24 protein-coding genes, 1 rRNA gene and 1 riboswitch are annotated in these 25909 nt (G+C 36.6%); of the genes, 3 read left to right on the forward strand and 22 right to left on the reverse strand.

Annotation, left to right across the window (positions count from 1 at the left end):
• Nucleotides 1-133: 133 nt before the first annotated feature.
• The 17 genes from sufB to ACFVR1_RS17385 form a co-directional block, all read right to left on the reverse strand.
• Nucleotides 134-1531: a Fe-S cluster assembly protein SufB gene (sufB, locus tag ACFVR1_RS17310; RefSeq protein ID WP_387585809.1), complete on the reverse strand. Its 1398-nt coding sequence runs from the start codon at nucleotides 1529-1531 to the stop codon at nucleotides 134-136.
• A 21-nt stretch (nucleotides 1532-1552) separates the two neighbouring features.
• On the reverse strand, nucleotides 1553-1987 hold the full coding sequence (gene sufU, locus ACFVR1_RS17315) for a Fe-S cluster assembly sulfur transfer protein SufU (RefSeq protein ID WP_387585811.1): 435 nt from the start codon (nucleotides 1985-1987) through the stop codon (nucleotides 1553-1555).
• Complete coding sequence (locus ACFVR1_RS17320) at nucleotides 1977-3206, reverse strand: cysteine desulfurase (protein WP_387585812.1); 1230 nt, start codon at nucleotides 3204-3206, stop codon at nucleotides 1977-1979. Before ACFVR1_RS17320 ends, sufU begins: the two co-directional genes overlap by 11 nt.
• The gene (sufD, locus tag ACFVR1_RS17325) at nucleotides 3206-4513 is read right to left on the reverse strand and encodes a Fe-S cluster assembly protein SufD (protein ID WP_387585813.1); all 1308 of its coding nucleotides are present in this window, start codon (nucleotides 4511-4513) and stop codon (nucleotides 3206-3208) included. The genes ACFVR1_RS17320 and sufD overlap by 1 nt, the downstream gene beginning before the upstream one ends.
• An 18-nt stretch (nucleotides 4514-4531) precedes the next feature.
• Nucleotides 4532-5311: a Fe-S cluster assembly ATPase SufC gene (gene sufC / locus ACFVR1_RS17330; RefSeq protein ID WP_387585814.1), complete on the reverse strand. Its 780-nt coding sequence runs from the start codon at nucleotides 5309-5311 to the stop codon at nucleotides 4532-4534.
• Between the two features lie 287 nt (nucleotides 5312-5598).
• Nucleotides 5599-5754, reverse strand: coding sequence for a YuzK family famiily protein (locus ACFVR1_RS19575; protein WP_483880171.1), 156 nt, complete (start codon nucleotides 5752-5754; stop codon nucleotides 5599-5601).
• 966 nt (nucleotides 5755-6720) lie between these two features.
• Nucleotides 6721-7680 (reverse strand): NERD domain-containing protein, encoded by a 960-nt coding sequence (locus tag ACFVR1_RS17335; RefSeq protein ID WP_387585816.1) that lies wholly within the window; start codon nucleotides 7678-7680, stop codon nucleotides 6721-6723.
• A gap of 105 nt (nucleotides 7681-7785) precedes the next feature.
• Nucleotides 7786-8610, reverse strand: coding sequence for a MetQ/NlpA family ABC transporter substrate-binding protein (locus tag ACFVR1_RS17340; protein WP_387585817.1), 825 nt, complete (start codon nucleotides 8608-8610; stop codon nucleotides 7786-7788).
• 62 nt (nucleotides 8611-8672) lie between these two features.
• Nucleotides 8673-9341 carry a methionine ABC transporter permease gene (locus tag ACFVR1_RS17345; protein ID WP_387585818.1) on the reverse strand — a complete coding sequence of 223 codons (669 nt, stop codon included), beginning with the start codon at nucleotides 9339-9341 and terminating at the stop codon, nucleotides 8673-8675.
• Entirely contained in the window at nucleotides 9334-10359 is a 1026-nt protein-coding gene (locus ACFVR1_RS17350) for a methionine ABC transporter ATP-binding protein (RefSeq protein ID WP_387585820.1), read from the reverse strand. The genes ACFVR1_RS17345 and ACFVR1_RS17350 overlap by 8 nt, the downstream gene beginning before the upstream one ends.
• An 87-nt stretch (nucleotides 10360-10446) precedes the next feature.
• A riboswitch (SAM riboswitch) is annotated at nucleotides 10447-10551 on the reverse strand.
• A gap of 46 nt (nucleotides 10552-10597) precedes the next feature.
• Nucleotides 10598-10909 (reverse strand): thioredoxin family protein, encoded by a 312-nt coding sequence (locus ACFVR1_RS17355; RefSeq protein ID WP_387585821.1) that lies wholly within the window; start codon nucleotides 10907-10909, stop codon nucleotides 10598-10600.
• A 10-nt stretch (nucleotides 10910-10919) separates the two neighbouring features.
• Nucleotides 10920-11264 (reverse strand): toprim domain-containing protein, encoded by a 345-nt coding sequence (locus ACFVR1_RS17360; protein WP_387585823.1) that lies wholly within the window; start codon nucleotides 11262-11264, stop codon nucleotides 10920-10922.
• Between the two features lie 448 nt (nucleotides 11265-11712).
• Nucleotides 11713-12093, reverse strand: a complete 381-nt coding sequence (gene gcvH, locus ACFVR1_RS17365; RefSeq protein WP_387585825.1) for a glycine cleavage system protein GcvH — start codon at nucleotides 12091-12093, stop codon at nucleotides 11713-11715.
• 72 nt (nucleotides 12094-12165) lie between these two features.
• Nucleotides 12166-12528: an arsenate reductase family protein gene (locus ACFVR1_RS17370; RefSeq protein WP_387585826.1), complete on the reverse strand. Its 363-nt coding sequence runs from the start codon at nucleotides 12526-12528 to the stop codon at nucleotides 12166-12168.
• A 233-nt stretch (nucleotides 12529-12761) separates the two neighbouring features.
• Nucleotides 12762-14543 (reverse strand): acyl-CoA dehydrogenase family protein, encoded by a 1782-nt coding sequence (locus tag ACFVR1_RS17375; protein WP_387585828.1) that lies wholly within the window; start codon nucleotides 14541-14543, stop codon nucleotides 12762-12764.
• A 33-nt stretch (nucleotides 14544-14576) separates the two neighbouring features.
• Nucleotides 14577-15752, reverse strand: coding sequence for an acetyl-CoA C-acetyltransferase (locus ACFVR1_RS17380; protein ID WP_387585829.1), 1176 nt, complete (start codon nucleotides 15750-15752; stop codon nucleotides 14577-14579).
• A 30-nt stretch (nucleotides 15753-15782) separates the two neighbouring features.
• A complete protein-coding gene (locus ACFVR1_RS17385; protein ID WP_387585831.1) occupies nucleotides 15783-18167 on the reverse strand; it encodes a 3-hydroxyacyl-CoA dehydrogenase/enoyl-CoA hydratase family protein in 2385 nt (794 codons plus the stop codon).
• 267 nt (nucleotides 18168-18434) lie between these two features.
• Between ACFVR1_RS17385 and ACFVR1_RS17390 the strand changes: the two genes are divergently transcribed.
• Both ACFVR1_RS17390 and ACFVR1_RS17395 read left to right on the forward strand, forming a co-directional pair.
• Nucleotides 18435-18752, forward strand: a complete 318-nt coding sequence (locus ACFVR1_RS17390; RefSeq protein WP_387585833.1) for a thioredoxin family protein — start codon at nucleotides 18435-18437, stop codon at nucleotides 18750-18752.
• Between the two features lie 92 nt (nucleotides 18753-18844).
• A complete protein-coding gene (locus tag ACFVR1_RS17395; protein WP_387585835.1) occupies nucleotides 18845-19309 on the forward strand; it encodes an STAS domain-containing protein in 465 nt (154 codons plus the stop codon).
• A 44-nt stretch (nucleotides 19310-19353) separates the two neighbouring features.
• Here ACFVR1_RS17395 and ACFVR1_RS17400 read toward each other — a convergent pair whose 3' ends face one another.
• From ACFVR1_RS17400 to ACFVR1_RS17415, 4 genes are all read right to left on the reverse strand, one after another.
• A complete protein-coding gene (locus ACFVR1_RS17400; RefSeq protein ID WP_387585837.1) occupies nucleotides 19354-20238 on the reverse strand; it encodes a GNAT family N-acetyltransferase in 885 nt (294 codons plus the stop codon).
• Nucleotides 20235-20858, reverse strand: coding sequence for a TetR/AcrR family transcriptional regulator (locus ACFVR1_RS17405; protein WP_387585838.1), 624 nt, complete (start codon nucleotides 20856-20858; stop codon nucleotides 20235-20237). Before ACFVR1_RS17405 ends, ACFVR1_RS17400 begins: the two co-directional genes overlap by 4 nt.
• 16 nt (nucleotides 20859-20874) lie before the next feature.
• On the reverse strand, nucleotides 20875-22131 hold the full coding sequence (locus ACFVR1_RS17410) for a GNAT family N-acetyltransferase (protein ID WP_387585839.1): 1257 nt from the start codon (nucleotides 22129-22131) through the stop codon (nucleotides 20875-20877).
• A gap of 589 nt (nucleotides 22132-22720) precedes the next feature.
• The gene (locus tag ACFVR1_RS17415) at nucleotides 22721-23602 is read right to left on the reverse strand and encodes a 5'-3' exonuclease (protein ID WP_387585841.1); all 882 of its coding nucleotides are present in this window, start codon (nucleotides 23600-23602) and stop codon (nucleotides 22721-22723) included.
• Between the two features lie 107 nt (nucleotides 23603-23709).
• Here ACFVR1_RS17415 and ACFVR1_RS17420 point away from each other — a divergent pair, with 107 nt between their 5' ends.
• Nucleotides 23710-24924, forward strand: coding sequence for an NAD(P)/FAD-dependent oxidoreductase (locus ACFVR1_RS17420; protein ID WP_387585843.1), 1215 nt, complete (start codon nucleotides 23710-23712; stop codon nucleotides 24922-24924).
• A 780-nt stretch (nucleotides 24925-25704) separates the two neighbouring features.
• Here ACFVR1_RS17420 and ACFVR1_RS17425 read toward each other — a convergent pair.
• Nucleotides 25705-25909, reverse strand: a 23S ribosomal RNA gene (locus tag ACFVR1_RS17425); the annotation flags it as partial.

Consider the following 25909-nt stretch of genomic DNA (forward strand, 5'->3'; position numbering starts at 1 on the left):
GGAAATATTATCCAATACTTTTTGATGCGAACAATAAAATACTATTCCTAATGGTTAATTAAATTAAATGCAAAAAGTATAAAAAAGGGGCAACCATAATGGTTGCCCCCTTTGAATCTCTGCTATAAATACATTAACCGATAGAACCTTCCATTTCGAACTTGATTAAACGGTTCATTTCAACCGCATATTCCATTGGAAGTTCTTTTGTGAATGGCTCGATGAAGCCCATTACGATCATTTCTGTTGCTTCTTCTTCACTTAAACCACGACTCATCAAGTAGAATAATTGCTCTTCTGAAACTTTTGAAACTTTCGCTTCGTGTTCAAGAGAAATATTATCGTTCAAGATTTCGTTGTATGGAATTGTATCAGAAGTTGACAGATTATCCATGATTAAAGTATCACATTCGATGTTCGCACGAGCACCTGTTGCTTTACGTCCAAAATGTACGATACCACGGTACGTTACTTTTCCACCTTGTTTCGAAATTGATTTCGATACAATTGTAGAAGAAGTATTTGGAGCTAAATGCATCATTTTCGCACCAGCATCTTGATGTTGTCCTTTACCAGCAATTGCGATAGAAAGTGTCATACCACGTGCGCCTTCACCTTTAAGGATAACAGCTGGATATTTCATCGTTAATTTAGATCCGATATTTCCGTCAATCCATTCCATTGTTGCGTTAGCATCACAAACTGCACGTTTAGTAACTAAGTTATAAACGTTGTTAGCCCAGTTTTGGATAGTTGTATAACGGCAATATGCATCTTTTTTAATGATAATTTCTACAACGGCACTATGAAGTGAGTTTGTTGTATATACAGGAGCTGTACAACCTTCAACATAATGTACAGAAGCGCCTTCATCCACAATGATTAGTGTACGTTCAAACTGCCCCATATTTTCAGAGTTAATACGGAAGTAAGCTTGAAGTGGTGTATCCACTTTCACACCTGGTGGTACATAGATGAATGATCCACCTGACCAAACTGCTGAGTTTAGTGCAGAGAACTTATTATCTGATGAAGGAATTACAGTTCCCCAGTGTTGTTTGAAAATGTCTTCATTTTCACGTAGAGCAGAATCTGTATCTTTAAATACGATACCTAAATCTTGAAGTTCTTGTTTCATGTTATGATAAACAACTTCCGACTCATATTGAGCAGAAACACCTGCAAGGTATTTTTGTTCTGCTTCAGGAATACCAAGCTTATCAAATGTTGCTTTGATTTCTTCTGGTACTTCATCCCATGATTTTTCTGTTCCCTCTGATGGTTTTACATAGTACGTAATTTCATCAAAGTTAAGTGCACCTAATTCTCCACCCCATTGTGGCATAGGTTTTGAGTAGAATATTTCTAATGCTTTTAAACGATAATCTAACATCCATTGTGGTTCGTCTTTCATACGTGAAATTTCTTCAACGATTTCTTTTGTTAATCCACGTTTTGAACGGAAAATGGATACATCTTTATCGTGAAAACCATATTTATAATCACCAATTTCAGGCATTTTTTTTGCCATTGTATTTCCTCCGTTCTCATTTTATTTCTGTTCTTCAGAAACGCCCTTTTCCATTGCTTTCCAAGCAAGAGTAGCACATTTAATACGTGCTGGAAACTTAGAAACACCGTGTAATGCCTCGATATCGTCAAGGTCTATAGAGTCATCATATTCTTTTCCAAGCATCATATCGGAGAAAATCGTAGATAGTTGCAATGCCTCTTCTACTTTCTTCCCTTTTACTGCTTGGGTCATCATAGATGCGGATGCCATCGAAATGGAACAACCTTCCCCATCGAACTTTGCATTTTGGATTATGCCATCTTCCACTTGAAGTGTTAAATGGATGCGATCTCCGCAAGTTGGGTTGTTCATATCAATTGTTAAAGCACCATCCTCAATGCTACCTTTGTTACGAGGATTTTTATAGTGATCCATAATTACTTGTCGGTATAGTTGATCTAAATTAGAAGACATCGCTAAAATACTCCTTTGCAGTGCGCAATCCAGCAACTAGTTGGTCAATATCTTCTTCTGTATTATAAATATAAAAACTTGCTCTTGCAGTTGCCGTACATTGTAACCACTTCATCAATGGTTGTGCACAATGATGACCTGCCCGAACAGCAATTCCATTCATATCAAGTACAGTTGCAACATCATGTGGATGCACATTATCTAAATTAAATGTTACAATTCCCGCTCGTTTTGATGGATCTTTTGGTCCATAAATTGTTAAGCCTTCAATTGTAGACATTTTTTCCATGGCCAATGCAGCTAACTCATGTTCATGTTTTTCAATTTCCTCTAGACCAATTTCTTCTAGAAAATCAATCGCTGCACCGAGACCAATGGCACCTGCAATTATAGGTGTTCCACCTTCGAATTTCCACGGTAGTTCTTTCCATGTAGATTCATACAAACCTACAAAATCAATCATTTCCCCACCAAATTCAATCGGTTCCATTTCTTCGAGCAACTCTTGTTTTCCGTAAAGTACACCAATACCAGTAGGACCGCACATTTTATGTCCTGAAAAAGCAAGAAAATCACAATCTAAGTTTTGAACATCTAGTTTTAAATGTGGTGCAGCTTGTGCTCCGTCCACTACCATTATAGCTCCATGCTCATGCGCAATTTGCGTAATTTCTTTGATTGGGTTCATCGTGCCTAATACATTTGACACGTAAACAACGGAAACAATTTTTGTCTTATCTGTTATCGTTGCACGCACTTTTTCTAAAGATAATGTTCCATCTTCTTCTAAATCAATATATTTAAGCGTAGCGCCTGTTTCCTTAGCAAGTTGCTGCCAAGGAATAATATTGGAATGGTGTTCCATAGGCGTAATAACAATTTCATCGCCTTCTTTTACATTTGCTAAGCCATAGCTCTTCGCGACTGTATTGATGGATGTAGTTGTCCCACGTGTAAATATTATTTCTTTTGTTGACTTAGCATTAATAAATTTTCGAACCTTTTCACGTGCACCCTCATAATCTTCCGTTGCACGATTACCAAGTGTATGTACACCGCGATGTACATTTGAGTTATCAAATTCATAATACTTTTTGATTGCTTCAATTACTTGAACTGGCTTTTGAGAAGTGGCCCCGCTGTCTAAGTAAACAAGGGGGTGTCCATTAATTTCCTGATCTAATATCGGAAAATAGCTTCGAATTTCTTTACTGAGCATTAGCGGACTTTCCTTTCAATAACCTCCGTCAGCTGTTTCTTCACACCGTCGATTGGTAATTCGGTTACTACTGGAGCAAGGAATCCGTGAATAACTAGACGCTCTGCTTCGTGTTTCGAAATACCACGGCTCATTAAATAGTACAACTGAAGTGGGTCTACTCGGCCAACAGAAGCTGCGTGACCTGCTGTTACATCATCTTCATCGATTAATAGAATTGGATTTGCATCTCCACGAGCTTTTTCACTTAACATTAGAACGCGGGATTCTTGCTCTGCATTCGATTTCGTTGCTCCGAATTCAATTTTCCCGATACCGTTGAAAATAGAAGATGCTTCATCTTTCATTACACCGTGCTTCAAGATTTGACCATTTGTATGTTTACCCCAATGGATAACTTTTGTTGTAAAGTTTTGTTTTTGCTTTCCTCGCCCTACAACAACCATTTTTACATGACCTTCTGAATTGTCCCCGACTAAATGGGTTACATTTTCAGAAATTGTATCGCTATCATTCATCATACCTAGCGCCCATTCAAGAACAGCATCACGGCTTGTAACTCCACGACGATTTACATACGTAGTAAAGCCTTCTGCAAGAACGTCTACTGTACCAAAAGTTACTTTTGCATTATCCTTAGCAATTACTTCAGAAACAATATTTGCTAAACCGTTTGCATGTTTTACTGTTGATAAATAGTTCTCCACATATGTTACAACACTGTTATCGTCTGCAACTAATAAAGTATGATTGAAAAGAGATGCATTTTCGTCATCGTGCAAATAAATAACTTGAATCGGCTCTTCTACCACAACATTTTTTGGTACGTATACAAATACTCCACCATTTAAAAGTGCTGCGTGAAGTGCTGTAAGTTTGTGTTCATTTACTTTTACGCCATCAGTCATAAAATATTTTTGAACAAGCTCACTATGATCACGCATAGCTGAATAAATATCGGTTAAAATAACACCTTTCGCTTTTAAATCATCTGATAAGGAAACAAAAGCAGGTGTATTATTGTGTTGAATGTATATATTTTTTTGTTCTTCTGCATTTACAAGTGTTTTCATTTCTTCAGGTAATTCGTCTAAAGATGAAAAAACATTGCTTTCTACAGTATGTGTAGGAAATTCAGTGAAATTCCAATTAATTATTTTTGTTTTATCTGGTTTTGGCATTGGAAGTGTTTCAAGCTCACCTAGTGCTTTTAGACGAAGTTCCGTCATCCAACTTGGTTCTTGTTTACTTTCTGAAAAGGAGCGGATATTCTGCTCGGTTAATGCCAATTTTGTTTCAACCGTCATGCTGATTCGTCCCCTTTCTTATGCTTCTTGTCCAACTGTCTCGTCTTCAATTCCTAACTCTTCTTTAATCCAATCATACCCTTGAGCTTCTAATTTCTGAGCTAGCTCAGGACCGCCAGATTTAACAACGCGTCCTTGCATCATTACATGTACATGATCCGGAGTTATGTAGTTAAGAAGGCGTTGGTAGTGAGTGATTACTAAGCTGCCGAATCCTTCTCCACGCATTTCATTGATTCCTTTTGAAACAACTTTTAATGCATCGATATCAAGTCCAGAGTCGATTTCATCTAAAATAGCGAATTTTGGTTTTAACATCATTAATTGAAGAATTTCATTACGTTTCTTTTCTCCACCAGAGAACCCTTCATTTAAATAACGTTGAGCCATATCTAAGTCCATTTCTAAAAATTCCATTTTGCTGTCAAGTTCACGAATAAATTTCATTAAAGAAATCTCATCGCCTTCTTCACGACGTGAATTAATAGCTGAACGTAAGAAGTCTGCATTTGTCACACCTGTAATCTCACTTGGATATTGCATAGCTAAAAATAGACCAGCTTGAGCGCGTTCATCTACTTCCATTGCTAATACATCTTCACCGTCTAATTCAATTGAACCAGAAGTAACCTCATATTTAGGATGTCCCATAATAGCAGATGCTAAAGTTGATTTACCAGTACCATTTGGACCCATTACCGCGTGAATTTCATTTGTATTAATTGTTAAATTAAGACCCTTTAAAATCTCTTTACCGTCGATAGCAACGTGTAAATCCTTAATCACTAAAGTTGACATTTAATAACCTCCATTAGGTAACTATGAATGGTATTCCATTCTAATTTATTATCATTCTAATCTTAACCCAAAGTCTACTGCCTTGCAAATCTTTTGAAATACTTTCTCATTTAGAATACAAAACGATTATATTTCATACTTTCTATTAACTTTTCAATTAAACTCCAACATAATAATATTCCCCTTATATTTTCAATAAGAACACCATAAATGAGAATGGATTTCATTCAAATACATAAAAAATCCATGAAGATAGTATTCTCCACGGATTCTCTTTTTCTATTCAATTAACCTCGAAAAGTTTGAGCATCAATTTTCGCGACTAGTTGGACACTCTTCTCATGATCTCGCTGTCTACGTAGTTCAACTTTCATCCGCAAGTCTTGACTGTTTCGTAATTCTTTGTAGCCGAAACCGTGAACTCCTCTAAACGCGTGGTCCATTTGCTCTGTGTACGGCAACTCTTCCAAACTGATAATGAATCATTCCTTTCGATTTTTAAAACACTTTCATTACTTGTATACCCGTTAACATGGATTACAAAACATATTTTTAAGGAAAGAAATTATCTAGGGGCATTTTGGTAGGCGCTCATGGACTCCGGGTAGGTGCTTATAGACTCGCTTTAGGTGCTCATGGACTCCAGGTAGGTGCTTATAGCGAACACTCAGGCGCTTCTGTTTTCGTTAGGCGCTTATAGACTCGCTTTAGGCGCTCACGGACTCCCGGTAGGTGCTTATAGCCTCACTTTAGGCGCTCACGGACTCCAGGTAGGCACTTATAGCGAACACTTAGGAGCTCATGCTTTCGTTAGGTGCTTATAGACTCGCTTTAGGCGCTCACGGACTCCCGGTAGGCGCTTATAGCGAACGCTTAGGCGCTTATGCTTTCGTTAGGTGCTTATAGACTCGCTTTAGGCGCCCACTGACTCCAGGTAGGCGCTTATAGCGAACACTTAGGCGCTTCTGTTTTCGTTAGGCGCTTATAGACTCGCTTTAGGCGCTCACGGACTCCCGGTAGGTGCTTATAGCGAACACTCAGGCGCTTCTGTTTTCGTTAGGCGCTTATAGACTCGCTTTAGGCGCTCACGGTAGGTGCTTATAGCGAACACTTAGGCGCTTCTGCTTTCGGTAGGTGCTTATAGACTCACTTTAGGCGCTCATGGACTCCAGGTAGGCGCTTATAGCGAACACTTAGACGCTTCTGCTTTCGTTAGGTGCTTATAGACTCGCTTTAGGTGCTCACGGACTCCAGGTAGGCGCTCATTGACTTCCAGTAGATGCTCATGGACTCCAGGTAGGCGCTTATAATCACCGCTTAGGTGCTTTTGCATTCTCTTGCTGCTTATGACAATGCTATTTCTTTGATAAGCATTCATAATGCTTTTTTTCATATCAAAAGCCTTTCATCTAGTTAATGAAAGGCTTCTTCATTTTATATATCGTGCTTTTGTTATTGCCTTGTTTAATTAAATTAGATTTGGAAAGAATCTTATTAGCCTCATGTCTATTGTTTAATAGTAGAAACTCTCTACATTCTTTATTGGTGATAGAATCTTTATACAATAAAAAATAGGTAGTTAGTGCATTTTTAAATGCATGGGGATCATTAGTTTTACATGCTGGGCAATGCCATGTACGTTTGCGTTTGTGCATACCTATAAAACCGCATTTACTACATTCAGCACCTTTTTTAAGTTCTTCTGGTTGTATGGAATAATGTTTGGTTAGTGGGAATTTAGCAAATGGGGTATTTTTCATTAGAAGAATATCTTTCCTTTTTTCAATTTCTTCTATAGTAAGTGTGGGTTTATGCTTTTGAAATTGTCGAAGGTATGGCCTGACATCGTTCCTATTAAGTATTATTGCTTTGTCAGTAGAAGCTTTCACAAAACTATTACGGGATGCGAATACAACAGCACCATAGATTGGAACTAAAATATTATGATCCATGAAAAATTGTGAAAGTTGGTATTTGTATTCGTTTAGTTGGAGAGCGGGGCAAGGGTATTTTTTTATCTCCCCTGTTTCTTTTCGTTGGATGAGCTGGGATGGATTCTCTTGGAACTCTAACTCGCCGATAATATTTTTGACTTCCAAAATTACTGCACCAAAGGGAGTGATTAGTAAGAAATCCAGTTCGAAAGTATTTTCAGCATGCAGTAACAATTTGTGAAATACATAATATTTAAACGGCAACTGCATTTTTTCTAGGTCTTTATATACAACTTCTTCCCCAAAATTCCCTCCTTTTGTTGCACCAATTTCATTCAAAACTTTTAAATACTGTCGATGCTCCTGTGGTATTCTTTTTAATAGTTTTTCCATTGCTTCCACATGCATAGAATTTACATAAGTTTTAGCAATCAATTTTTCATCACCTCGAAATCAGAATAGCATGAATAATAAATCAAATCTACTCGTTCTCCAAAATAAAAAAAGCAGACATGATTTTACATGCCTGCTTCTACTTTATTATTTCACTGGAACAACTGATCCATTCCATTTTTCAAGAATGAAATCTTGAATCTCTTTCGATTTTAAAGCTTCTACAAGTTTTTTAATTTCTGGTTTATTTTCATCGCCTTTACGAACAGCGATAATATTAACATATGGAGATTCTTTATCTTCTAAAGCGATAGAATCTTTGATTGGATTTAAGCCTGCGTCAATTGCATAGTTAGAGTTGATAAGTACTGCGTCACCTTCACTATTTTCATACAGTTGTACTAGTAGAGCAGCTTCATAATTAGCATCAAACTTTAAATTTTTTGGATTTTCAACAACATCTTTTACTTCCGCTTTTGTTTTATCAATACCATCTTTAAGTTTAATCAAACCTTTTGCTTCTAATAGAGATAAAATACGACCGTGGTCGGCAACAGAGTTACTCATAATAATAGTAGCGCCTTCTGGTAGCTCTTCTAATGATTTATATTTTTTAGAATAAACACCGATTGGTTCAATATGAATTCCACCTGCGTTTACGAAATCATAGCCATTGTCTTTAATTTGTGATTCTAGGTAAGGAATGTGTTGGAAATAATTAGCATCTAAAGCTTTAGACTCCAAATCTTTGTTTGGTAAAATATAGTCTTGGTATGTTTCAATTTTTAGGTCAATGCCTTCTTTAGCTAATATTGGTTTAACTTTCTCTAGAATTTCTGCATGTGGAACGTTAGAAGCTCCTACTACTAGTTTGGTATTTTCTTTAGCACCATTGCTGCTATCTTTAGCACCACAAGCAGCTAAAGCTAATAAACTTACTGCTAATAATGCTCCTACTAATAATTTCTTCATTACATTTCTCTCCTTTTTATCTGTTTAATAAATATATAATCGAGTAAACTCGTAAACACCAATTATCTTTTATCGATTTTAGATGTAATTAAATCGCCAATCCATTGAATTATAAATACCACAATCAAAATAAGAATGGTTGCAACTAGAGTAACATCCCCTCTAGAGCGTTGAAATCCGTCTAAAAAAGCTAGAGTACCAAGTCCACCAGCACCAATAATACCCGCCATCGCTGTATACCCAACTAACGAAATACAAGTTACGGTAATACCAGAAACTAATGACGGCAACGATTCAGGCAATAACACCTTCCATATTATAGTAGAAGTTGTAGCACCCATCGATTTTGCCGCTTCTAAAACTCCTTTGTCAATCTCTCGAAGTCCGATTAATACCATTCGTGCATAAAACGGTGCTGCTCCTATAACAAGCGCTGGGAATGCAGCATTTGGGCCACGCATTGTACCGACCAGAAATATTGTTAATGGAATCAATAAAATAATTAAAATAATAAATGGAATAGAGCGAAATATATTCACAACTGCTCCTGTAAGCCAGTTAGCGAATTTATTGGCCCATGCTTGATGTGGACTAGTTAAAAATAATAGAAGTCCAAGCGCCAACCCAATAACAAATGTTAATAAAGTTGATATTGCTGTCATATAAAGTGTTTCTAGTGCAGCATCCCACATTTTAGGCCAATCAACATTTGGAAAAAACGTATTAATCATTGTTGATCACCTCTGTATTTACTTTTTGTTCGTGTATGAATCGAATTCCTTCATCAATTGCTCTAGCGTCTCCGTCTAATTGAAGAATTAGTGTTCCATATGCCCCACTCTTCGTATGCGATATATTTCCTTGCACTATGTTTACTTCTAAATCAAATTGCTTTATTAATCTAGAGAGAATTGGTTGCTCTGTTTGATCTCCAACAAAAACAAGTTTTATCAACTTCCCATTTGGATATAACTCTCCCAAGTTTTGTATCGTCTGTTTCGCTTGGTTATTCTCGGAGACTTGTGAAACAAATCGCTTTGTGATGGCCTGCTGTGGATTTTGGAAAACCTCTAATACATCTCCCTCTTCTACCACAACACCACTTTCCATAACTGCTACTCGATTACAGATTTTTTGAATGACTTGCATCTCATGGGTAATTAATACGATGGTTAACCCCAATTTTTCATTAATACTTACTAACAAATCTAAAATGGAATCCGTTGTTTCCGGATCGAGTGCAGAAGTTGCTTCATCACAAAGCAAAACTTCTGGACCGTTTGCTAATGCTCTAGCAATCCCAACTCGTTGCTTCTGACCACCTGATAATTGGGATGGATAATAATCTCCTCTTCCATCCAAACCAACAAGTTCTATAAGTTCCTTCACTCGAGCAGATCGTTGTTCTTTAGGTACCCCTGCTATTTCAAGAGGAAAAGCAATATTTTCTGCAACTGTTCTTGACCATAGAAGGTTAAAATGTTGGAAAATCATACTAACCTTTTGTCTTACTTGACGTAGCTTAACTTCATTTATGGAAGTAATTTCTTTATTGTTTACGATTATTTGTCCCGAAGTAGGCTTTTCTAATCCATTCAATAATCGGATCATGGTACTTTTACCAGCACCACTGTACCCAATAATCCCGAATATTTCACCTTTTTTTATATCAAGATTTACATCATCCACGGCGACAATTGTACCTTGTTTCGTGCTAAACTTTTTCGAAACATTTTTCAAACTAATCATGCAAATCCTCCTTTTCTATAATAAAAAGCCCTTCTGCAAAAGAGCAGAAGGGCTGTATGTTATCATCAAAAATAACAATCATCCATTCTCTCATTTCCCAAAGCAATTGCTTTGCGTGACTTGGCACCATTTCATTTTCATGACGGTTGCCGGGCTTCATAGGGCACTTCCCTCCACCTCTCTTAATAAGAGCGACACTATTTAATTGTTGTTAGTAAATCGAATTTTAGCACGACATTCAGTTATCGTCAACACTTTTTATTATATCAAATAAATAAGGTACTGACTGAAATGCGTATATTTTTTTTAGGACTTTACCATTTTTAGCAATTAACAAACAAGGAACACTCTCAATTTCGTATTCCATTGCAAGATTCCCTAAATAATTTATATTCGCTTGTCCAATTGAGTAATGCACCAATTCTTTTATTACGAGCATCATCTTAGAAGCTACTTGGCAAGTGCCACACATTGGCGTGTATATATATAATAGAGAAACATCGGGGCTATTTTTAGCCTTCTCCCATTCTTCTCTCGACCATTCATTCACATCCATCATCCTATAGTAAAAATTCTTTTTTCACTTTAATATTAGCACGATGTAAAATAGAAGCCAAAACTTTGAGTGGAGTTTTTTCTACTTCACCATACATCGGACTAATAAATAAGTGAATTGCTTCTGGATATTCTTTCCTGACTACAGCGCGAATTTGTTCACCTGATTTATCCGCATCTAGAAAAGCATAAATCGGTATGTCTTCAAAAGGACTTAACAGTTCTTCTAATTTCACATTAGAAATCGTACCATTTGTACAAATGATTTCAGTGGCTTCCTCAAGAATAGTTAAAAGTCTCAATTTATCCGATCTTCCTTCAACAAGAATTACTTTTTCACTGAACTCCATTAGCTCCACTCCTCATTCGTCCTATCCATTAGTATATGAAAAAGCTCCGGATTATATAGTCTGACTGAACCTACAAATTCCTTCACCACCTAAAACACTGCTATAAGCACCTTAGCCTTGGCTATCAGCGCATAACGCAAGTCTATCAGCACCTACTAATCACTTCAGCACCTTAACCTTGGCTAGCAGCGCATAACTCAAGTCTATCAGCACCTATTAATCACTTCAGCACCTTAACCTTGGCTAGCAGCGCATAACACAAGTCTATCAGCACCTGCTAATCACTTAAGCACCTTAGCCTTGGCTAGCAGCTCATAACGCAAGTCTATCAGCACTTAATCGCTGAGTCTATGAGTAAAATATAAAAAATAGACATCCAATTAACTAGTAATTGAATGTCTATTATTAATTATATCTAGTAATACCGAATCGAACGGAGATTACTGTATTATTCTTGAATTAATTCGTCATATTGTTCTGCAGATAATAGTTCATCCATTTCTGATAAATCAGAAGGTTCTACAACGATCATCCATGCATTTTCATAAGGAGATTCGTTTACGAATTCAGGGCTATCTTCTAATTCTGAGTTAACTTCTACTACTTTTCCGCTGATAGGTGCGTAAAGTTCCGATACAGTTTTTACTGATTCTACACTACCAAATGGATCTCCGGATTTAATATCGTCCCCAACTTGTGGAAGCTCTACAAATACGATATCCCCTAATTCTGATTGTGCAAAATGTGTAATACCAATGCGTACTTTACCGGCTTCTGTTTTAACCCATTCGTGCTCTTCTGAGTATTTTAATTCTTTAGGTGTGCTCATGATTTACCCCTCTCAATTAGTTATACATTCCCTTTTAATATTCACATATTTCTGTATTAAAAACAAGCTACTTTATACGCTTTTCCAAATATGTTCAAACTCTTCTTCCTTGAATCCAAGGGTTAAATGTTCTCCGTCAAATACAAGGGGTCTTTTTATAAGCATCCCATCAGAAATAAGAGTTTCAATTTGTGCTTCTTCTGTCATATTTGGTAGCTTGTCCTTCAATTGTAATTCACGATATTTTGTCCCGCTCGTGTTAAACAATTTCTTTAAATCTATATTAGTTGTAGCTAGAATCTCTTTAATCATTTTTTTGGATGGAGGAGTTTCTACAATATGGTTATTTTCAAATTCCAAGCCATTATCTCTCAACCATTTGCTTGCTTTATTGCATGTACTACATTTAGGATAACCAAAAAACTGAATCGTCATATATATATCACCTTTTTTCTTTTTATCATATCATAATCCCCTTGCGGACTGACAAGTAAGGGGATTATGCGACGAGCTTCGCGCAGGAGCACACGGGTTTACCACTTGCTGACAAGCAGCGAGCTTTCGAAGGAACACAGAGTTTCCCACTCATCACTGCCACTTTATTTGAAAACAACCATAACTCATAGAAAAAAGCCGATTCGCAATAAGAATCGGCTTTCTAAACTTTATTAAACGATATATTTTTCTGCATCAATTAATTTAACTGATGCTTCTCGTTTTTTCAGAATTACATTATATGGTGTGTTACGAGTTAATTTACGTAAAGCAGATAGCATCATGCGTAAGGTATCACCCTCTACAGATGCAATCAGTGTTTCTTTCGCTGCTTTTTCGATTTCTTCAAATGCTTCTTGGCAGAAAATTTGAGTATAAAGTAGTTTTTGCTGTGCCTTATCTACTCCATCACGGCCAATTGCTTTTTCGGTGCGTAATACTGCAGATTCCATTGCAAATAAATTATTTGCGATATTAGCAATATTCACTAGAACTTCTTGTTCTGTTTCTAGCTTAGTACCGAAACGTTGTGCGGCTAGACCAGCAGCAAGTAGACCAATTTTCTTCGCATTTGCTACTAAAACTTTTTCTTGTGCAAGTGGTTCGTCACTTACTTCTTCTGGCATCATCATTAATAACTCTTCTTGTAAGCTTTGTGCTTTTTGAAGAAGTGGTAGCTCACCTTTCATTGCTTTCTTCAAGAATGTTCCAGGTACGATTAAACGGTTAATTTCGTTGGTTCCTTCGAAAATACGGTTAATACGAGAATCACGATAAATGCGCTCAACTTCGTATTCTTGCATAAAGCCATATCCGCCATGTAGCTGAACAGCTTCGTCTGCGATATAATCTAATACCTCTGAACCTACTACTTTATTAATAGAACATTCAATTGCGTATTCCGCTATAGAAGCTGCAATTGCTTTACCATCCTTTTGTTCTGCTTCACTTAAACGACTCATACGATCCTCAAAATATCCAACCGTACGATAGATCAGGCTTTCTGTCGCATACAATTTAGAAGCCATCGTCGCTAATTTTTGTTTTGTTAAATTAAATGAAGAAATAGGTGTTTTAAATTGTTGACGCTGATTTGAGTAAGATATCGCAAGCTCCAAAGCACGTTTAGAACCTCCAACAGTACCTACTCCTAATTTGTAGCGGCCGATGTTCAAAATATTGAAGGCAATCACATGACCGCGTCCTATTTCCCCTAGCAAGTTTTCCACAGGTACTTCCGCGTCTTGTAAAATCAGTGTGCGAGTGGACGAAGATTTAATACCCATTTTCTTCTCTTCTGCACCGACAGAAACGCCAGGAAATTCGCGTTCTACGATGAAAGCGGAGAATTTATCTCCATCTATTTTTGCATAAACTACAAATACATCCGCAAAGCCCGCATTGGTAATCCATTGCTTTTCGCCATTTAAAATGTAATGAGTACCTTCTGCATTCAATTTTGCAGTCGTTTTTGCACCTAATGCATCCGAACCTGAGCCTGGCTCTGTTAACGCATAAGCAAAAATTTTATCGCCGGATGCTGAATTCGGTAAGTATTGTTGTTTTTGCTCTTCATTTCCGAATAAAACGATTGGCAAAGTACCGATTCCTACATGAGCTCCGTGTGTGATGGAAAATCCACCAGCTACAGATAATTTTTCCGCAATAAGTGCAGAAGAAACTTTGTCTAGTCCAAGTCCGCCGTATTCTTCCGGAATGTCAGCAGCAAGTAAACCAAGATCTCCTGCCTCTTTTAATAAACGTACAGAATGCTCAAACTCGTGATGTTCTAAATTTTCCACAACAGGTAATACTCGACTTTTTACATAGTCATCCGCTGTTTTTGCAATCATTTTTTGTTCATCCGAGAAATCCTCAGGTGTAAATACTCGACTTGCATCTATGTCCTCTACTAAAAAGCTCCCGCCTTTAATTACATCCTTAACTACAGTCATGATCATTTCCTCCTGTTTAAAAGATTGATTATTTTATAAAAGCTCAAACACGCCGGCTGCTCCCATTCCCCCGCCGATACACATAGTAACGACACCAAACTGCTTACCTTGACGTTTTAATTCACTAATTAATTTTAACGATAATATTGTTCCAGTTGCGCCAAGTGGATGGCCTAAGGCAATTGCTCCACCATTTACATTTACTTTATCGATATCAATTTCTAAATGACGAACTACTTGAATCGCTTGCGAAGCAAATGCTTCATTGATCTCCCAAATATCAATATCTTCAATAGATAGACCCGCTAGTTTCAATGCTTTTGGAACAGCTACAATTGGGCCGATTCCCATTACATCTGGAGCTACCCCTCCAACCGCGAACGAACGGAATTTTGCAAGTGGCTTCAACCCCTGTGCTTCAGCTAATTCACGGTCCATCACTAGTACAGCACCTGCACCGTCTGACGTTTGGGAAGCATTTCCTGCAGTTACAGATCCTCGAACATTAAACACTGGACGTAATTTTGCAAGAGTTTCGACCGAAGTTCCTACGCGAACCCCTTCATCCATTTTGAATAAAAACTTTTGCACTTGTGCTTTATTGTTTTCATCTACAACATGCTTCACTACTTCGACAGGAACGATATCATCATTGAACTTACCTGCTTCGATAGCTGCTGCCGCAAGTTCATGAGAACGAACTGCAAAAGCATCTTGATCTGCACGACTTACTCCGTATTTGTTCGCTACTTGCTCTGCTGTATGCCCCATTCCCATATAGTATTGAGGAGCTGTTTCTGCTAAATGAGCATTTGGACGAATCGTATTTCCCATCATCGGCACCATACTCATCGACTCTACTCCACCAGCAATAATTGCTTCCGAAGACCCGAGCATGATTCGCTCTGCTGCATATGCAATAGATTGTAATCCTGAAGAACAGAACCGATTTATTGTTATTGCTGGTGTTGAATCCGGTAGACCCGCTAACGCTCCAATGTTTCGAGCAACGTTCATCCCCTGCTCTGCTTCCGGCATTGCACATCCTAAAATTAAGTCGTCAATTGGGCCATCATAGCCGCCCGCTCTATTCAACGTTTCTTTAACAACTAATGCTCCAAAATCATCTGGACGAACTGTTGCTAAAGATCCTTTTTTCGCTTTTCCTATTGGCGTTCTTGCACCTGCTACAATAACTGCTTCACGCATGAGTTTTCCTCCTTTAACCTGAACACAAAATTAGTTGCGTAATGGCTTTCCTTTCACTAGCATGTGCTGCATTCTTGCTTGTGATTTTGGATCAGCAACTAGACTCAAGAAAGCTTCTCGTTCCAAATTAAGCAAATATTGCTCATCCACCAAAGTACCGTATGGAACTTCCCCACCCGCAATAACATATGCAAGCTTTTTAGCTATTTTCAAATCATGCTCACTAATAAAGCCAGATAGGAACATCCCCTCTGCTCCTAAAAGTAACGTTGCATAACCAGGTGATCCTGTTACAGGAACTTTTTCGCGAATCGGCGCTTTATAGCCAGCATCTACAAGAGCAAGTGCCGCTTGTTTTGCATCATATATTTGATGATCTGGATTCACACTAATACCATCAGCAAAGTTCAAGAAATTATTTTCGGAAGCTTCTTCCCCAGAAGTCGATACTTTTGCCATTGCAATTGTTTCAAATACTTTGTTGGCAACATTTTGATAGTCTATTTGAACACCGTTTGGAAGACCTTTTAAATGTTTCATATATAGTTCTTTGTTTCCGCCGCCTCCTGGGATTAGACCAACCCCCACTTCTACTAGCCCCATATAAGTTTCAGTCGTCGCTTGTATATGCGCTGCTGGCAAGCAGGCTTCTGCTCCCCCACCTAAAGTCATACCGAACGGAGCAGCAACAACCGGTTTAGAGGAATATTTTATTTTCATCATCGCGTTTTGAAAGCTACGAACAACAAAATCTAATTCAAAAATATTGTCATCTTGTGCTTCCATTAGGATCATTCCAAGGTTTGCCCCAACACTAAAGTTTTTCCCTTGGTTCCCAATGACAAGACCTTTGTAATTTTTCTCCACTTCATCTATAGCAAAGTTGATCATTTGTACAATATCTATACCAATTGAATTAGATTTAGAGTGAAATTCAAGTAATGCAATTCCATCACCTAAGTCTATTAAACTTGCACCAGAATTGGATTTAATAACACCATGTTTTTTCTTATATCTTTTCAGGTCAATTACTTTTTCATTCACAGGAACGGTTTTGTACTCTTTTCCATCGAAGTAATAAAGATCTCCAGATTCTTCTTTATAGAAAGAATCGAATCCCTTATCCAATAACGATTGAACAAAGACTGGAATTTCTAACCCTTCCGATTTCATTTTTTCAACGGATTCTTTTACTCCAATTGAATCCCAGATTTCAAAAGGACCTTGTTCCCATCCAAATCCCCATTTCATAGCTTGGTCAATAGCTACGATATCATCAGCTATTTCTCCGTGAAGTTCAGCCGAATATAGAAGTGTTGGACTTAAGATACTCCACAAAAGTTCACCAGTTCGGTCTTTTGCATAAGTTAATGTTTTCACTTTGGCAGCAAGACCTTTTTGTTGTTTAGCAATTTCTATAGATGGAGTTTTTAATTTCTTTACAGGTTCATATTCAAGTGTATCTATATTTAGTTCTAAAATTTCTTTATCTTTTTTCAAGAAGAACCCTTGCCCTGTTTTTGCACCAAGCCATTTATTTTCTAGCATTGTATGCAAGAAATCAGGCACTTCAAATACTTTTTGCTCTTCTCCATTTGTTAGGTCATGAACATTTTTTGCTACATGAGCAAATGTATCAAGTCCAACCACATCTAATGTACGGAATGTCGCAGATTTCGGACGCCCGATTAGTGGACCTGTTACAGAATCCACTTCCCCTACGGAATATCCACGGGTTTGCATTTCTCTCAAAGAGACAAGTAAACCGTAAGTACCAATACGGTTGGCAATAAAGTTAGGAGTGTCTTTTGCAATAACGACTCCTTTACCTAAAACGTCTTCTCCAAATTGCTTCATGAATGCTACAACTTCCGGATCAGTTGTTTTTGCAGGGATTACCTCTAAAAGCTTTAAATACCGTGGTGGATTAAAAAAATGAGTTCCTAAGAAATGTTTGCAAAAGTCTTCAGAACGACCTTCTATCATTGCATTAACGCTTATCCCAGATGTATTGGAACTAACAATTGTTCCAGCTTTTCGAACAGCATCTACCTTCTCATATAATTTCTTTTTCACTTCTAAATTCTCGACTACCACTTCAATTATCCAGTCAACATCGATTAACTTTTCCAAATCATCTTCTAAATTCCCCGCTGTTATTAATTGCACATTTTTAGTAGATGTTAGTGGTGCTGGTTTTTGTTTTAATAATTTTTGTAATGCCGTTTGAGCGAAACGATTTCGAACTGCCGGATGCTCCAAAGTTAATCCTTTTGCTTCTTCCTCTTTACTAGCTTCATTTGGAATAATATCTAATAATAATGTTGGTATTCCGATATTTGCTAAATGAGCTGCAATTCCTGAACCCATTACCCCTGAACCTAAAACGGCAGCCTTTTTAATTTGAAATGCCATGATAATACCTCCCTCTTCACTTTGAATGAATACTCATTCATTTTATAAATAAAAAAAATAAACCCAATCTCTATATCTATTAGTTTAGAACAATATTTAAATTTTCGCAATAATAAAATGACGTTTCACGAGCAATTTTCTTTCTAGTCTTTCTTAAACAGTGTAAACTATTTAAGAAAAGCACAAGGTGCCCAATGTGACAAGCTTTCAACCGATCAAATGGCGCCTGTACTAATTATGAAGGAAATCTTAGGAGGGTATTATAATATGAATAAAATTACAACAACAGAACAGTTTAATGAAATTATTTCTGGAGACAATGAAGTTTTAGTGAAATTCGAAGCTGGTTGGTGTCCAGATTGCCGTAGAATGGAAATGTTTATCGATCCTATCGTCGAAAAATACGATCAATACACTTGGTACGAAGTAAACCGTGACGAACTTCCAGAAATCGCAGAGAAATACGAAGTAATGGGTATTCCAAGTCTTCTCATTTATAAAAATGGCGAGAAAAAAGCTCACTTACATAGCGCAAACGCTAAATCTCCTGAACAAGTGACAGAATTTTTAGATGCACAGAACTAATTAATATGTAGGCTGTTCCTAGTTGGAGCAGTCTTTTCTTTGATTTTTTCATGTTTTAATCGTTATAATAAGAAAAAAACTGGGGTGTCACTATGTCGCAAGAAAATGAAATTCTCGAACTAAAAGAAAAGATTGTCTATTACGAACGAATTATTAAAACAATGTCTACTCCTATTATTCCATCTATTGTTTCTAGAACAATTATGATTCCTATTGTAGGATATATGTTTAAAGAACGTTTTGAAAATATTGAGTCGCAAACACTTCAATATGTTGGGGAACATCGCGATGTTGAAACGGCTGTTTTTGATTTTTCAGCAGTTAGCCTAGAAGATGTAGAAGCATTTGACTTTAATGATTTAGCTATCTCTATATCTCGATTAAATAGCTCTCTTCGGTTGATGGGTATTCGTCCAATATATGTTGGCTTCAATCCTAGATTTATCCGTGAAATTGTACAAGCTAATATTCATGTGGAGCTTGAAACTTATAATAGTTTCAAAGTAGCATTAAATCGTCTCTTAAGTGAAATGAATCAGACTATTTCTTCTAAATAACAATACAGCCACTATAAGTCCATGCTAGTGGCCGTATTTTCAGGTTAAATTTTATTCATTTGGTTTATCATAAATACTTGGGAAATATCTGTATTTTTAAAGCCTTTACTTTGTAAAAATGAAAGTGTTTTTTGTTCATTGTCCACTAAATTATATGTCGTTCTTTTAAGTGAGCGTTGAAAATGAAGACCATCTTGCAGTACAGCATGAAGTGCACGGTCACATTCCTCATTTTCACTATAAGTGATCGCTTGAAATAACGTGACACCCTCCGCCTCTAAACCAAATTGTTGCTTTGTTCTTACAAGACAAGCAGCAAGTATCTTATTATTTTTCATTGCTATGACAGCTTCACCACCAACTTTTGGAGTAATGGATGGATCCACTTGCCATGGAACTAATGTGGGAAAGATTCCTGCATTTACTGCTTGTAAGGCCGGAATTCTTTTTATAATAAATTCATTAGCAATATTTTCATCGAAAGGGAGTGTCCCTTCTGACTCCCAAAAATGTAACGTTTCGATTACTTCATAGCCAACCTTTTCATATAATTTAATAGCTGGCTGATTTATAGAGATTGCTTCTAAAGTAGCTACAGATACGTTTTGTTTTTTCAATATATCTAGTGCTTTTTCCATTAGAATAGTACCATATTGCTTTCCTCTATATTCTGGAATGATACCAGTACCACCATTCCATGCTATTTTTTGACCATCCACTTCCTTCAAACCTTGCAACACAAATCCAATTGGAGTTTCCCCGTCAAACATAATAATCGACAATTCAAGTGAAAGTCCTTCATTACCAATACGGGCTACAAAAACATCGAGTGACATCTTCATCGGTATAAAATACCCTTCAAACCCACGAATAAAAAGTTCGTGTGCTTCTTTAAAAGTTAAATGTTCCATCGTTTTAAATGTAATCATTCTTTAACACCCCTTGTTAGAAAAGTTATATACATTTCTTTTGCCATAGACACAACCTCAACATATGAAAACGAATGCTCTAAAACAGTTCCATGTAGAAGAATACCATCAATCATGCTCCAAAATAACTTAGCAGCATTTGAAATATCTATTTCCTTAGAAAATTCTCCACTTTCTTGACCTTGTTGCAAAATTTTTGTTAAAAAGCGGTAGAATACTAAACTACGATCCTCATATTTTTCTCTATTTACAGCTCTACTACCTGCAATCCAATGTTCTAACTGATTTCTAACGCTATTTAATTTTGGCTCATTTAACCATTTATTCGAAGCATATATATCAAAGAGCATTCCAACCTTTTCCGTCGTGAATGGAAGCATTGCAAATTTTTCTTCTAGCAATTGAATTGTCTGCTCGGCTTGTAGCTGAAGCATATGCTCATACACTTCTTCTTTGCTTTTATAATAATGATAAATGGCTCCTTTACTCATTTTGGATTCTTTCACTAAGTCATCCATTGTTGTCGAATAATAACCTTTTTCACCAAAAATAATTGCCGCAGCTTGTAAAATTTCAATTTTCTTCTGTTCTTTATATTCTTCGGATACTTTTGGTGCCAATCCGCACACTCCTTTATTAAAACGCTGTCAAGCAAATAGGATAATCTTTCGGCTTAAACCACTCGTCTAGCATGTTTAGTTCTACATTACTAATTGTTACTCCTCCATATTGATGAAGGGCTTCGAGTGAAACACATCCCATCCACCATGAACTTAAATCATGAATACCAATTATTAGATTTACCTCATCTTTGGAGCTCGATTGTTTCGTTACATTCCAAAAATCACCATTAAAAGTGAGTTCATATAGACCGTTTTGTTCATCTAAAAATGTGTCCTTCACAAATAGCAATAATTTAGTATTTTCATTTGGTTTTCTACACGACTGAAAATTCATTTCATGGATAAAGTCAATAACATTTGTTATGCGATACATTAACCCTGTTCCCGTTGTTGCAACTTCATGATACACGCTTGGTATTATTCGATTGGAATCATTTGATGGATTCGTAAGCGCATGGATAAACGATTTATCATTTGTACGGAAAATAATCCGATCTACTTGATCGTGTTGTGATTGTAACCATGATGCTAGTTGTTTATAAGCACTTGGCTTTGTCCAAATCCATTCAGATACAACCAAATGATGATGGATGAAGTTACTATCTTTCACTGGCTGTAATGTAAATGCTAAAGCACCAATTAGTTTTCCTTCTTCTTCCACTCCAACGTATTGTTTCACACCATTTTTAATATGCTGTCGCTCTGACCAAGTTCTTTTCATCATTCCATGAGTGGTTTCTGCACAGTCATTATATAATCGGACGATTTCTTCCTCATCCTCTGTAGAGAGAAACTTTACAAGTGCCTTTTCTCCATTTGCAATAAGTGCATTTGGCTTTATCTTAAATTCATATCTAGTAGGTCCAAAACCATAACCCATTTTCTGATAAAAACTTGGTTTAAAAGGATATAGTGTAACTAATGATACGTTTTCATGCCTTGCAAGTTCATGGAAATGAGAAAGAAGCTTGAATGCAATTTTTTCTTTTTTATGCAACAGATGGACTGCTACCATCCCTATTCCAAAAACGCGTTGAAACTTCCCGTTTACGTTCCCTTCAAAATCATGTAGCGCATACACACCTAACAGCTCATCATTATGACTAAAGTAGCCATAATACCGAATACCGGTTTGCTCTTCTTGCTCTCTTATTAATCGTTCAACAAATGCCACTTTTTTCTCCGTTGGCTGTAAACCCATGCCCGGATATGCAAGCGCATATATCTTTACTGCTTGTTCAAAGTCTTCCTTTTCCAAAAGTCGTATCAAATTATACACCCCTTAGTTCCTATTAAATTTAAATAGACCGACTAGTCGGTTTAATTTTATATTAATCTGACTTATATGACAATATTATTTTTGAAAATTCTACACTTGATAATAAATAGGAAAAGTAAAGCACTAGTATTCTTTAAGTGCATCTTATCCTCGTGTATTTTTGACCAAACATCACTACACTATTAACGACTGCATCACTTCCAATTCCTCTATTTCCGGTCATCCTTCGGCGAATTGCTGCTAATTTCATCTACTTTTGTATCTCTTAAGAAAACTATTTACTACACATATTAGGATTTAGTGAGGCGGTATGAGACTACTGTTGGATCATCGATACATATGAGACCCCGAACGAAGCGCTAAATAGGAAGGAAGGCTTTATGACCAACATCGTGTTTACCCAGGAGGGGCTCGTCGCTCTCTCCTCGGAAGGCGAATACCAGAACATCAGATAAGTGGACTTCTAGTCGTTGTGCATACTGGATTTCTAGTAAATAAATCAATTTCATATCCGTCCTTATCATAAAAAAAGTTCTTCCTAGTGCATCTAGGAAGAACTCTTAGGTTGGACATCATTGCCTTATTGCTGATTTTGCAGTTGTCTAGCTAAAATGGTATACCCATTATCATATAAATAATCGAATTTAGTAGATGGAATGTTTTTTACAAGCAAATGATCTAGCTCTGCTTCAATCGGTACATCGCGTCGAATAGTTGCTAGTTCCTTAGATAATTGGAGCATTTGTAAATCAGTCTCTATTTTAGCCTTTTGCCCTGCTTTCAGTAAATGTAAGGACTCAATTACTTTCTCGACAGATCCATAGGTTTGAACTAATTGTAATGCAGTTTTAGGTCCAATCCCCTTTACTCCAGCATATCCATCGCTGGAATCTCCCATAAATGCTTTTACATCCGGGAATAATAATGGAGAAATTCCATACTCCTCTACAAAACGTGCTTCATTGTAAACATCATATATCGTAAATCCTTTTTTCGTAAATGCGATTTCTGTTGAAGGATGAAGAAGCTGAAGTAAATCCTTATCCCCACTAACAATCGTAAATCTAGCATCATCTTGCCATTTATGTGTAATAGAAGCGATTGTATCATCAGCCTCCATTCCAACGATACCGAAGTTCATCCATCCTAAATGTTCAGATAAATCTTGAGCCATATCGAATTGAGGAATTAATTCTTCTGCAGGCTTTGGTCGGTTTGCTTTATATCCGTCATACAAATCATTTCTAAAAGTTCGCATCCCTTTATCCCAACAAACAGCTATATGGGTTGGTTGCATTAAATCTTGGGCAGCTAGTACATGTCTGGCAAAGCCTTGTACAGCATTCGTTGGAATTCCTTTTGAATTTTTAAAGAAGTTTCCAGACATTGCTGTTGCAAAAAATGAACGGAATAATAATGCCATACCATCTATTACTAATACATGTGGTTTATCTTGGTTCATGTCAATCATCCTTTATTAGTAGATTATATTTAGTATACCACGAGTACGCTTGAATCTATGAAAGTATGGGTATATTAATGGATAAATAGAACCTGGGGGACTTTCACATGAAAATACATAATGGATCACTTTATTGGCCAACAACGACTCAGCCATACCATCCTAGCAATAATTTTGACAAATACGAAGTCTATAATGTTGTTATTGTTGGAGGAGGAATATCTGGTTCTTTGACTGCTTTAGCATTAGTAGAAGCTGGGTTATCAGTTGCAATACTTGATAAACGGGAGATGGGATCTGGGAGCACTAGTGCAAATACAGGCCTCCTTCAATATTCGAATGATATTATGCTACATGAATTAATAGATCAAATTGGTGAACAAGATGCTGTTCAATTTTATAAACTATGCTATAAAGCTGTAGATGATTTAGAAAAAATAGTGGATCGATTGCAGTTAGATGCTGACTTTATTCGAAGACCTAGCATTTGTTATGCAAGTGATGAAAACGATGTAGAAAAAATTAAAGTGGAATACACCACACTAAAAAAACATGGTTTTCCATGTGATTATCTTGGACCAAATGAAATGGAAGAGAAATTACCATTTTCGAAACCCGGTGCACTAGTGACATTTGGAGATGCGGAGATAAATCCATTGAAGTTTGTGCAAGGATTATTAAAAAAACTCGAGAAAAAAGGAGCTCATTTATTTCCTTATGTAGAGGTAAAAGATGTATCTGAGGCGGATAATATATTAGATATCCGTACATCCAATCAATCTTTTTTGGCGAAAAGTATAATATTCACAACAGGCTATGAAACAGTTCCAGTTGGCCATAGGATCGGCGCAGACATTAACCGCTCTTATGTATTTGTTAGTAATCCCAATCAAGAATTCAAAAATTGGCATAAACAAGCACTTATTTGGGAAACAAAACGTCCATACTTGTATATTCGTTCCACTTTCGATAATAGAATGATAGTTGGAGGGCTAGATGAAGATAACCCGAATGCTCCCTATTCTTTAGAACTAATCCAACATCGTGCAGAAAATCTTTTGAAACAAGCGAAGGAACTATTCCCTAACTACGAAATTGATATCGACTTTGCCTATGCAGCAACTTTCGGTGAATCGATCGATAATCTACCTTTTATCGGCGAGCATCCAACAAAGCCCAATCACTATTATTTATTAGGGTATGGTGGAAACGGTACTGTTTACAGTATGCTAGGGTCTCACATTTTAAGAGATTTAATTATGGGCAAACGGAATGAAGACGCTGAAATTGTTCAACTCCAACGGAAATATGTGGTGAGGTAAAAATACGAAGAGGAGATTGTCTAAAGATTGGCTCATTTCCTCTCCCTTTTTATGATAGAAAATTTACTACATTACTAAATTTCACGCTTTGATTATATCTCATGTATGTTAGTATCATGGAGAGTAATACCTTAGCTGGTGATGCTATTTGACGTTTACGCTATAACTGCCAACAATGCCCACTTAGAAAACTAGGTGGGCATTGTTTGACGTAATACGTTACTAATACCAATAAATTTCGGTTGAAACATTCTTTTTTCAAAAAACTTCTCGCTACTCTGCATCTATTATATAGTCTCAAACTCTTTCATTATTTAATACTCTTAAACATTTATTTGTTACTGGAGTATTTTTAGTGCACTTTATTTATAGTAGGTAATCCCATAATACAATTCTTGCCCTTGATACATTATCATTCCAGTAAAAAAAACAATACATATTAATATAAATAAAGGCTTTATTTTCAATGATAGGCTTTGCAAAATAATAGGAATAACTGGCAACACTAAATATGCTAAACCATATAACATGCGATTAAATATAAGAACATTATACATTGAACCTAATGCTACAAAAATATATATAATAATATAACTAATATAACGCAGATCACCTTTGCTAATATTAGAACTTTTCATCTTAATAATGTATATGCAAGCTATTAATATTACTAATACAAATATGCAATTTACAACAATTAGAGGATAATAAGGTTCGAAAATGTTGTTGTTTTCCCCATATGCTTTTAGTAAATAACCAGCAGTTTTTAATGCATCTATTGACGTTGAGTTTAATATATTTGATATAAAATCCGCTAATATCCCCCAAAATATTAATAATGGTGCTAATTTGTAGAAATTCTTATTTAATGCAAAAAATCGAATAATAGGTACTATGATTGTTGAGGGGCTTCGTGCTTAGATGCTTTCAGCACTTATCCCGTCCACACATAGCTACCCAGCGATGCTCTTGGCAGAACAACTGG

It is taken from the genome of Psychrobacillus sp. NPDC058041 (genome assembly GCF_042885655.1).
Lineage (GTDB): Bacteria > Bacillota > Bacilli > Bacillales_A > Planococcaceae > Psychrobacillus.

Bases quoted from the DNA above. Each gene is read 5' to 3' on its own strand.
- sufB (WP_387585809.1), bottom strand. From the start codon at position 1,531: ATGGCAAAAAAAATGCCTGAAATTGGTGATTATAAATATGGTTTTCAC.
- sufU (WP_387585811.1), bottom strand. From the start codon at position 1,987: ATGTCTTCTAATTTAGATCAACTATACCGACAAGTAATTATGGATCAC.
- ACFVR1_RS17320 (WP_387585812.1), bottom strand. From the start codon at position 3,206: ATGCTCAGTAAAGAAATTCGAAGCTATTTTCCGATATTAGATCAGGAA.
- sufD (WP_387585813.1), bottom strand. From the start codon at position 4,513: ATGACGGTTGAAACAAAATTGGCATTAACCGAGCAGAATATCCGCTCC.
- sufC (WP_387585814.1), bottom strand. From the start codon at position 5,311: ATGTCAACTTTAGTGATTAAGGATTTACACGTTGCTATCGACGGTAAA.
- ACFVR1_RS19575 (WP_483880171.1), bottom strand. From the start codon at position 5,754: ATGGACCACGCGTTTAGAGGAGTTCACGGTTTCGGCTACAAAGAATTA.
- ACFVR1_RS17340 (WP_387585817.1), bottom strand. From the start codon at position 8,610: ATGAAGAAATTATTAGTAGGAGCATTATTAGCAGTAAGTTTATTAGCT.
- ACFVR1_RS17345 (WP_387585818.1), bottom strand. From the start codon at position 9,341: ATGATTAATACGTTTTTTCCAAATGTTGATTGGCCTAAAATGTGGGAT.
- ACFVR1_RS17350 (WP_387585820.1), bottom strand. From the start codon at position 10,359: ATGATTAGTTTGAAAAATGTTTCGAAAAAGTTTAGCACGAAACAAGGT.
- ACFVR1_RS17360 (WP_387585823.1), bottom strand. From the start codon at position 11,264: ATGGAGTTCAGTGAAAAAGTAATTCTTGTTGAAGGAAGATCGGATAAA.
- gcvH (WP_387585825.1), bottom strand. From the start codon at position 12,093: ATGAGCACACCTAAAGAATTAAAATACTCAGAAGAGCACGAATGGGTT.
- ACFVR1_RS17370 (WP_387585826.1), bottom strand. From the start codon at position 12,528: ATGACGATTCAGTTTTTTGGTTATCCTAAATGTAGTACATGCAATAAA.
- ACFVR1_RS17375 (WP_387585828.1), bottom strand. From the start codon at position 14,543: ATGACTGTAGTTAAGGATGTAATTAAAGGCGGGAGCTTTTTAGTAGAG.
- ACFVR1_RS17380 (WP_387585829.1), bottom strand. From the start codon at position 15,752: ATGCGTGAAGCAGTTATTGTAGCAGGTGCAAGAACGCCAATAGGAAAA.
- ACFVR1_RS17385 (WP_387585831.1), bottom strand. From the start codon at position 18,167: ATGGCATTTCAAATTAAAAAGGCTGCCGTTTTAGGTTCAGGGGTAATG.
- ACFVR1_RS17390 (WP_387585833.1), top strand. From the start codon at position 18,435: ATGAATAAAATTACAACAACAGAACAGTTTAATGAAATTATTTCTGGA.
- ACFVR1_RS17395 (WP_387585835.1), top strand. From the start codon at position 18,845: ATGTCGCAAGAAAATGAAATTCTCGAACTAAAAGAAAAGATTGTCTAT.
- ACFVR1_RS17400 (WP_387585837.1), bottom strand. From the start codon at position 20,238: ATGATTACATTTAAAACGATGGAACATTTAACTTTTAAAGAAGCACAC.
- ACFVR1_RS17415 (WP_387585841.1), bottom strand. From the start codon at position 23,602: ATGAACCAAGATAAACCACATGTATTAGTAATAGATGGTATGGCATTA.
- ACFVR1_RS17420 (WP_387585843.1), top strand. From the start codon at position 23,710: ATGAAAATACATAATGGATCACTTTATTGGCCAACAACGACTCAGCCA.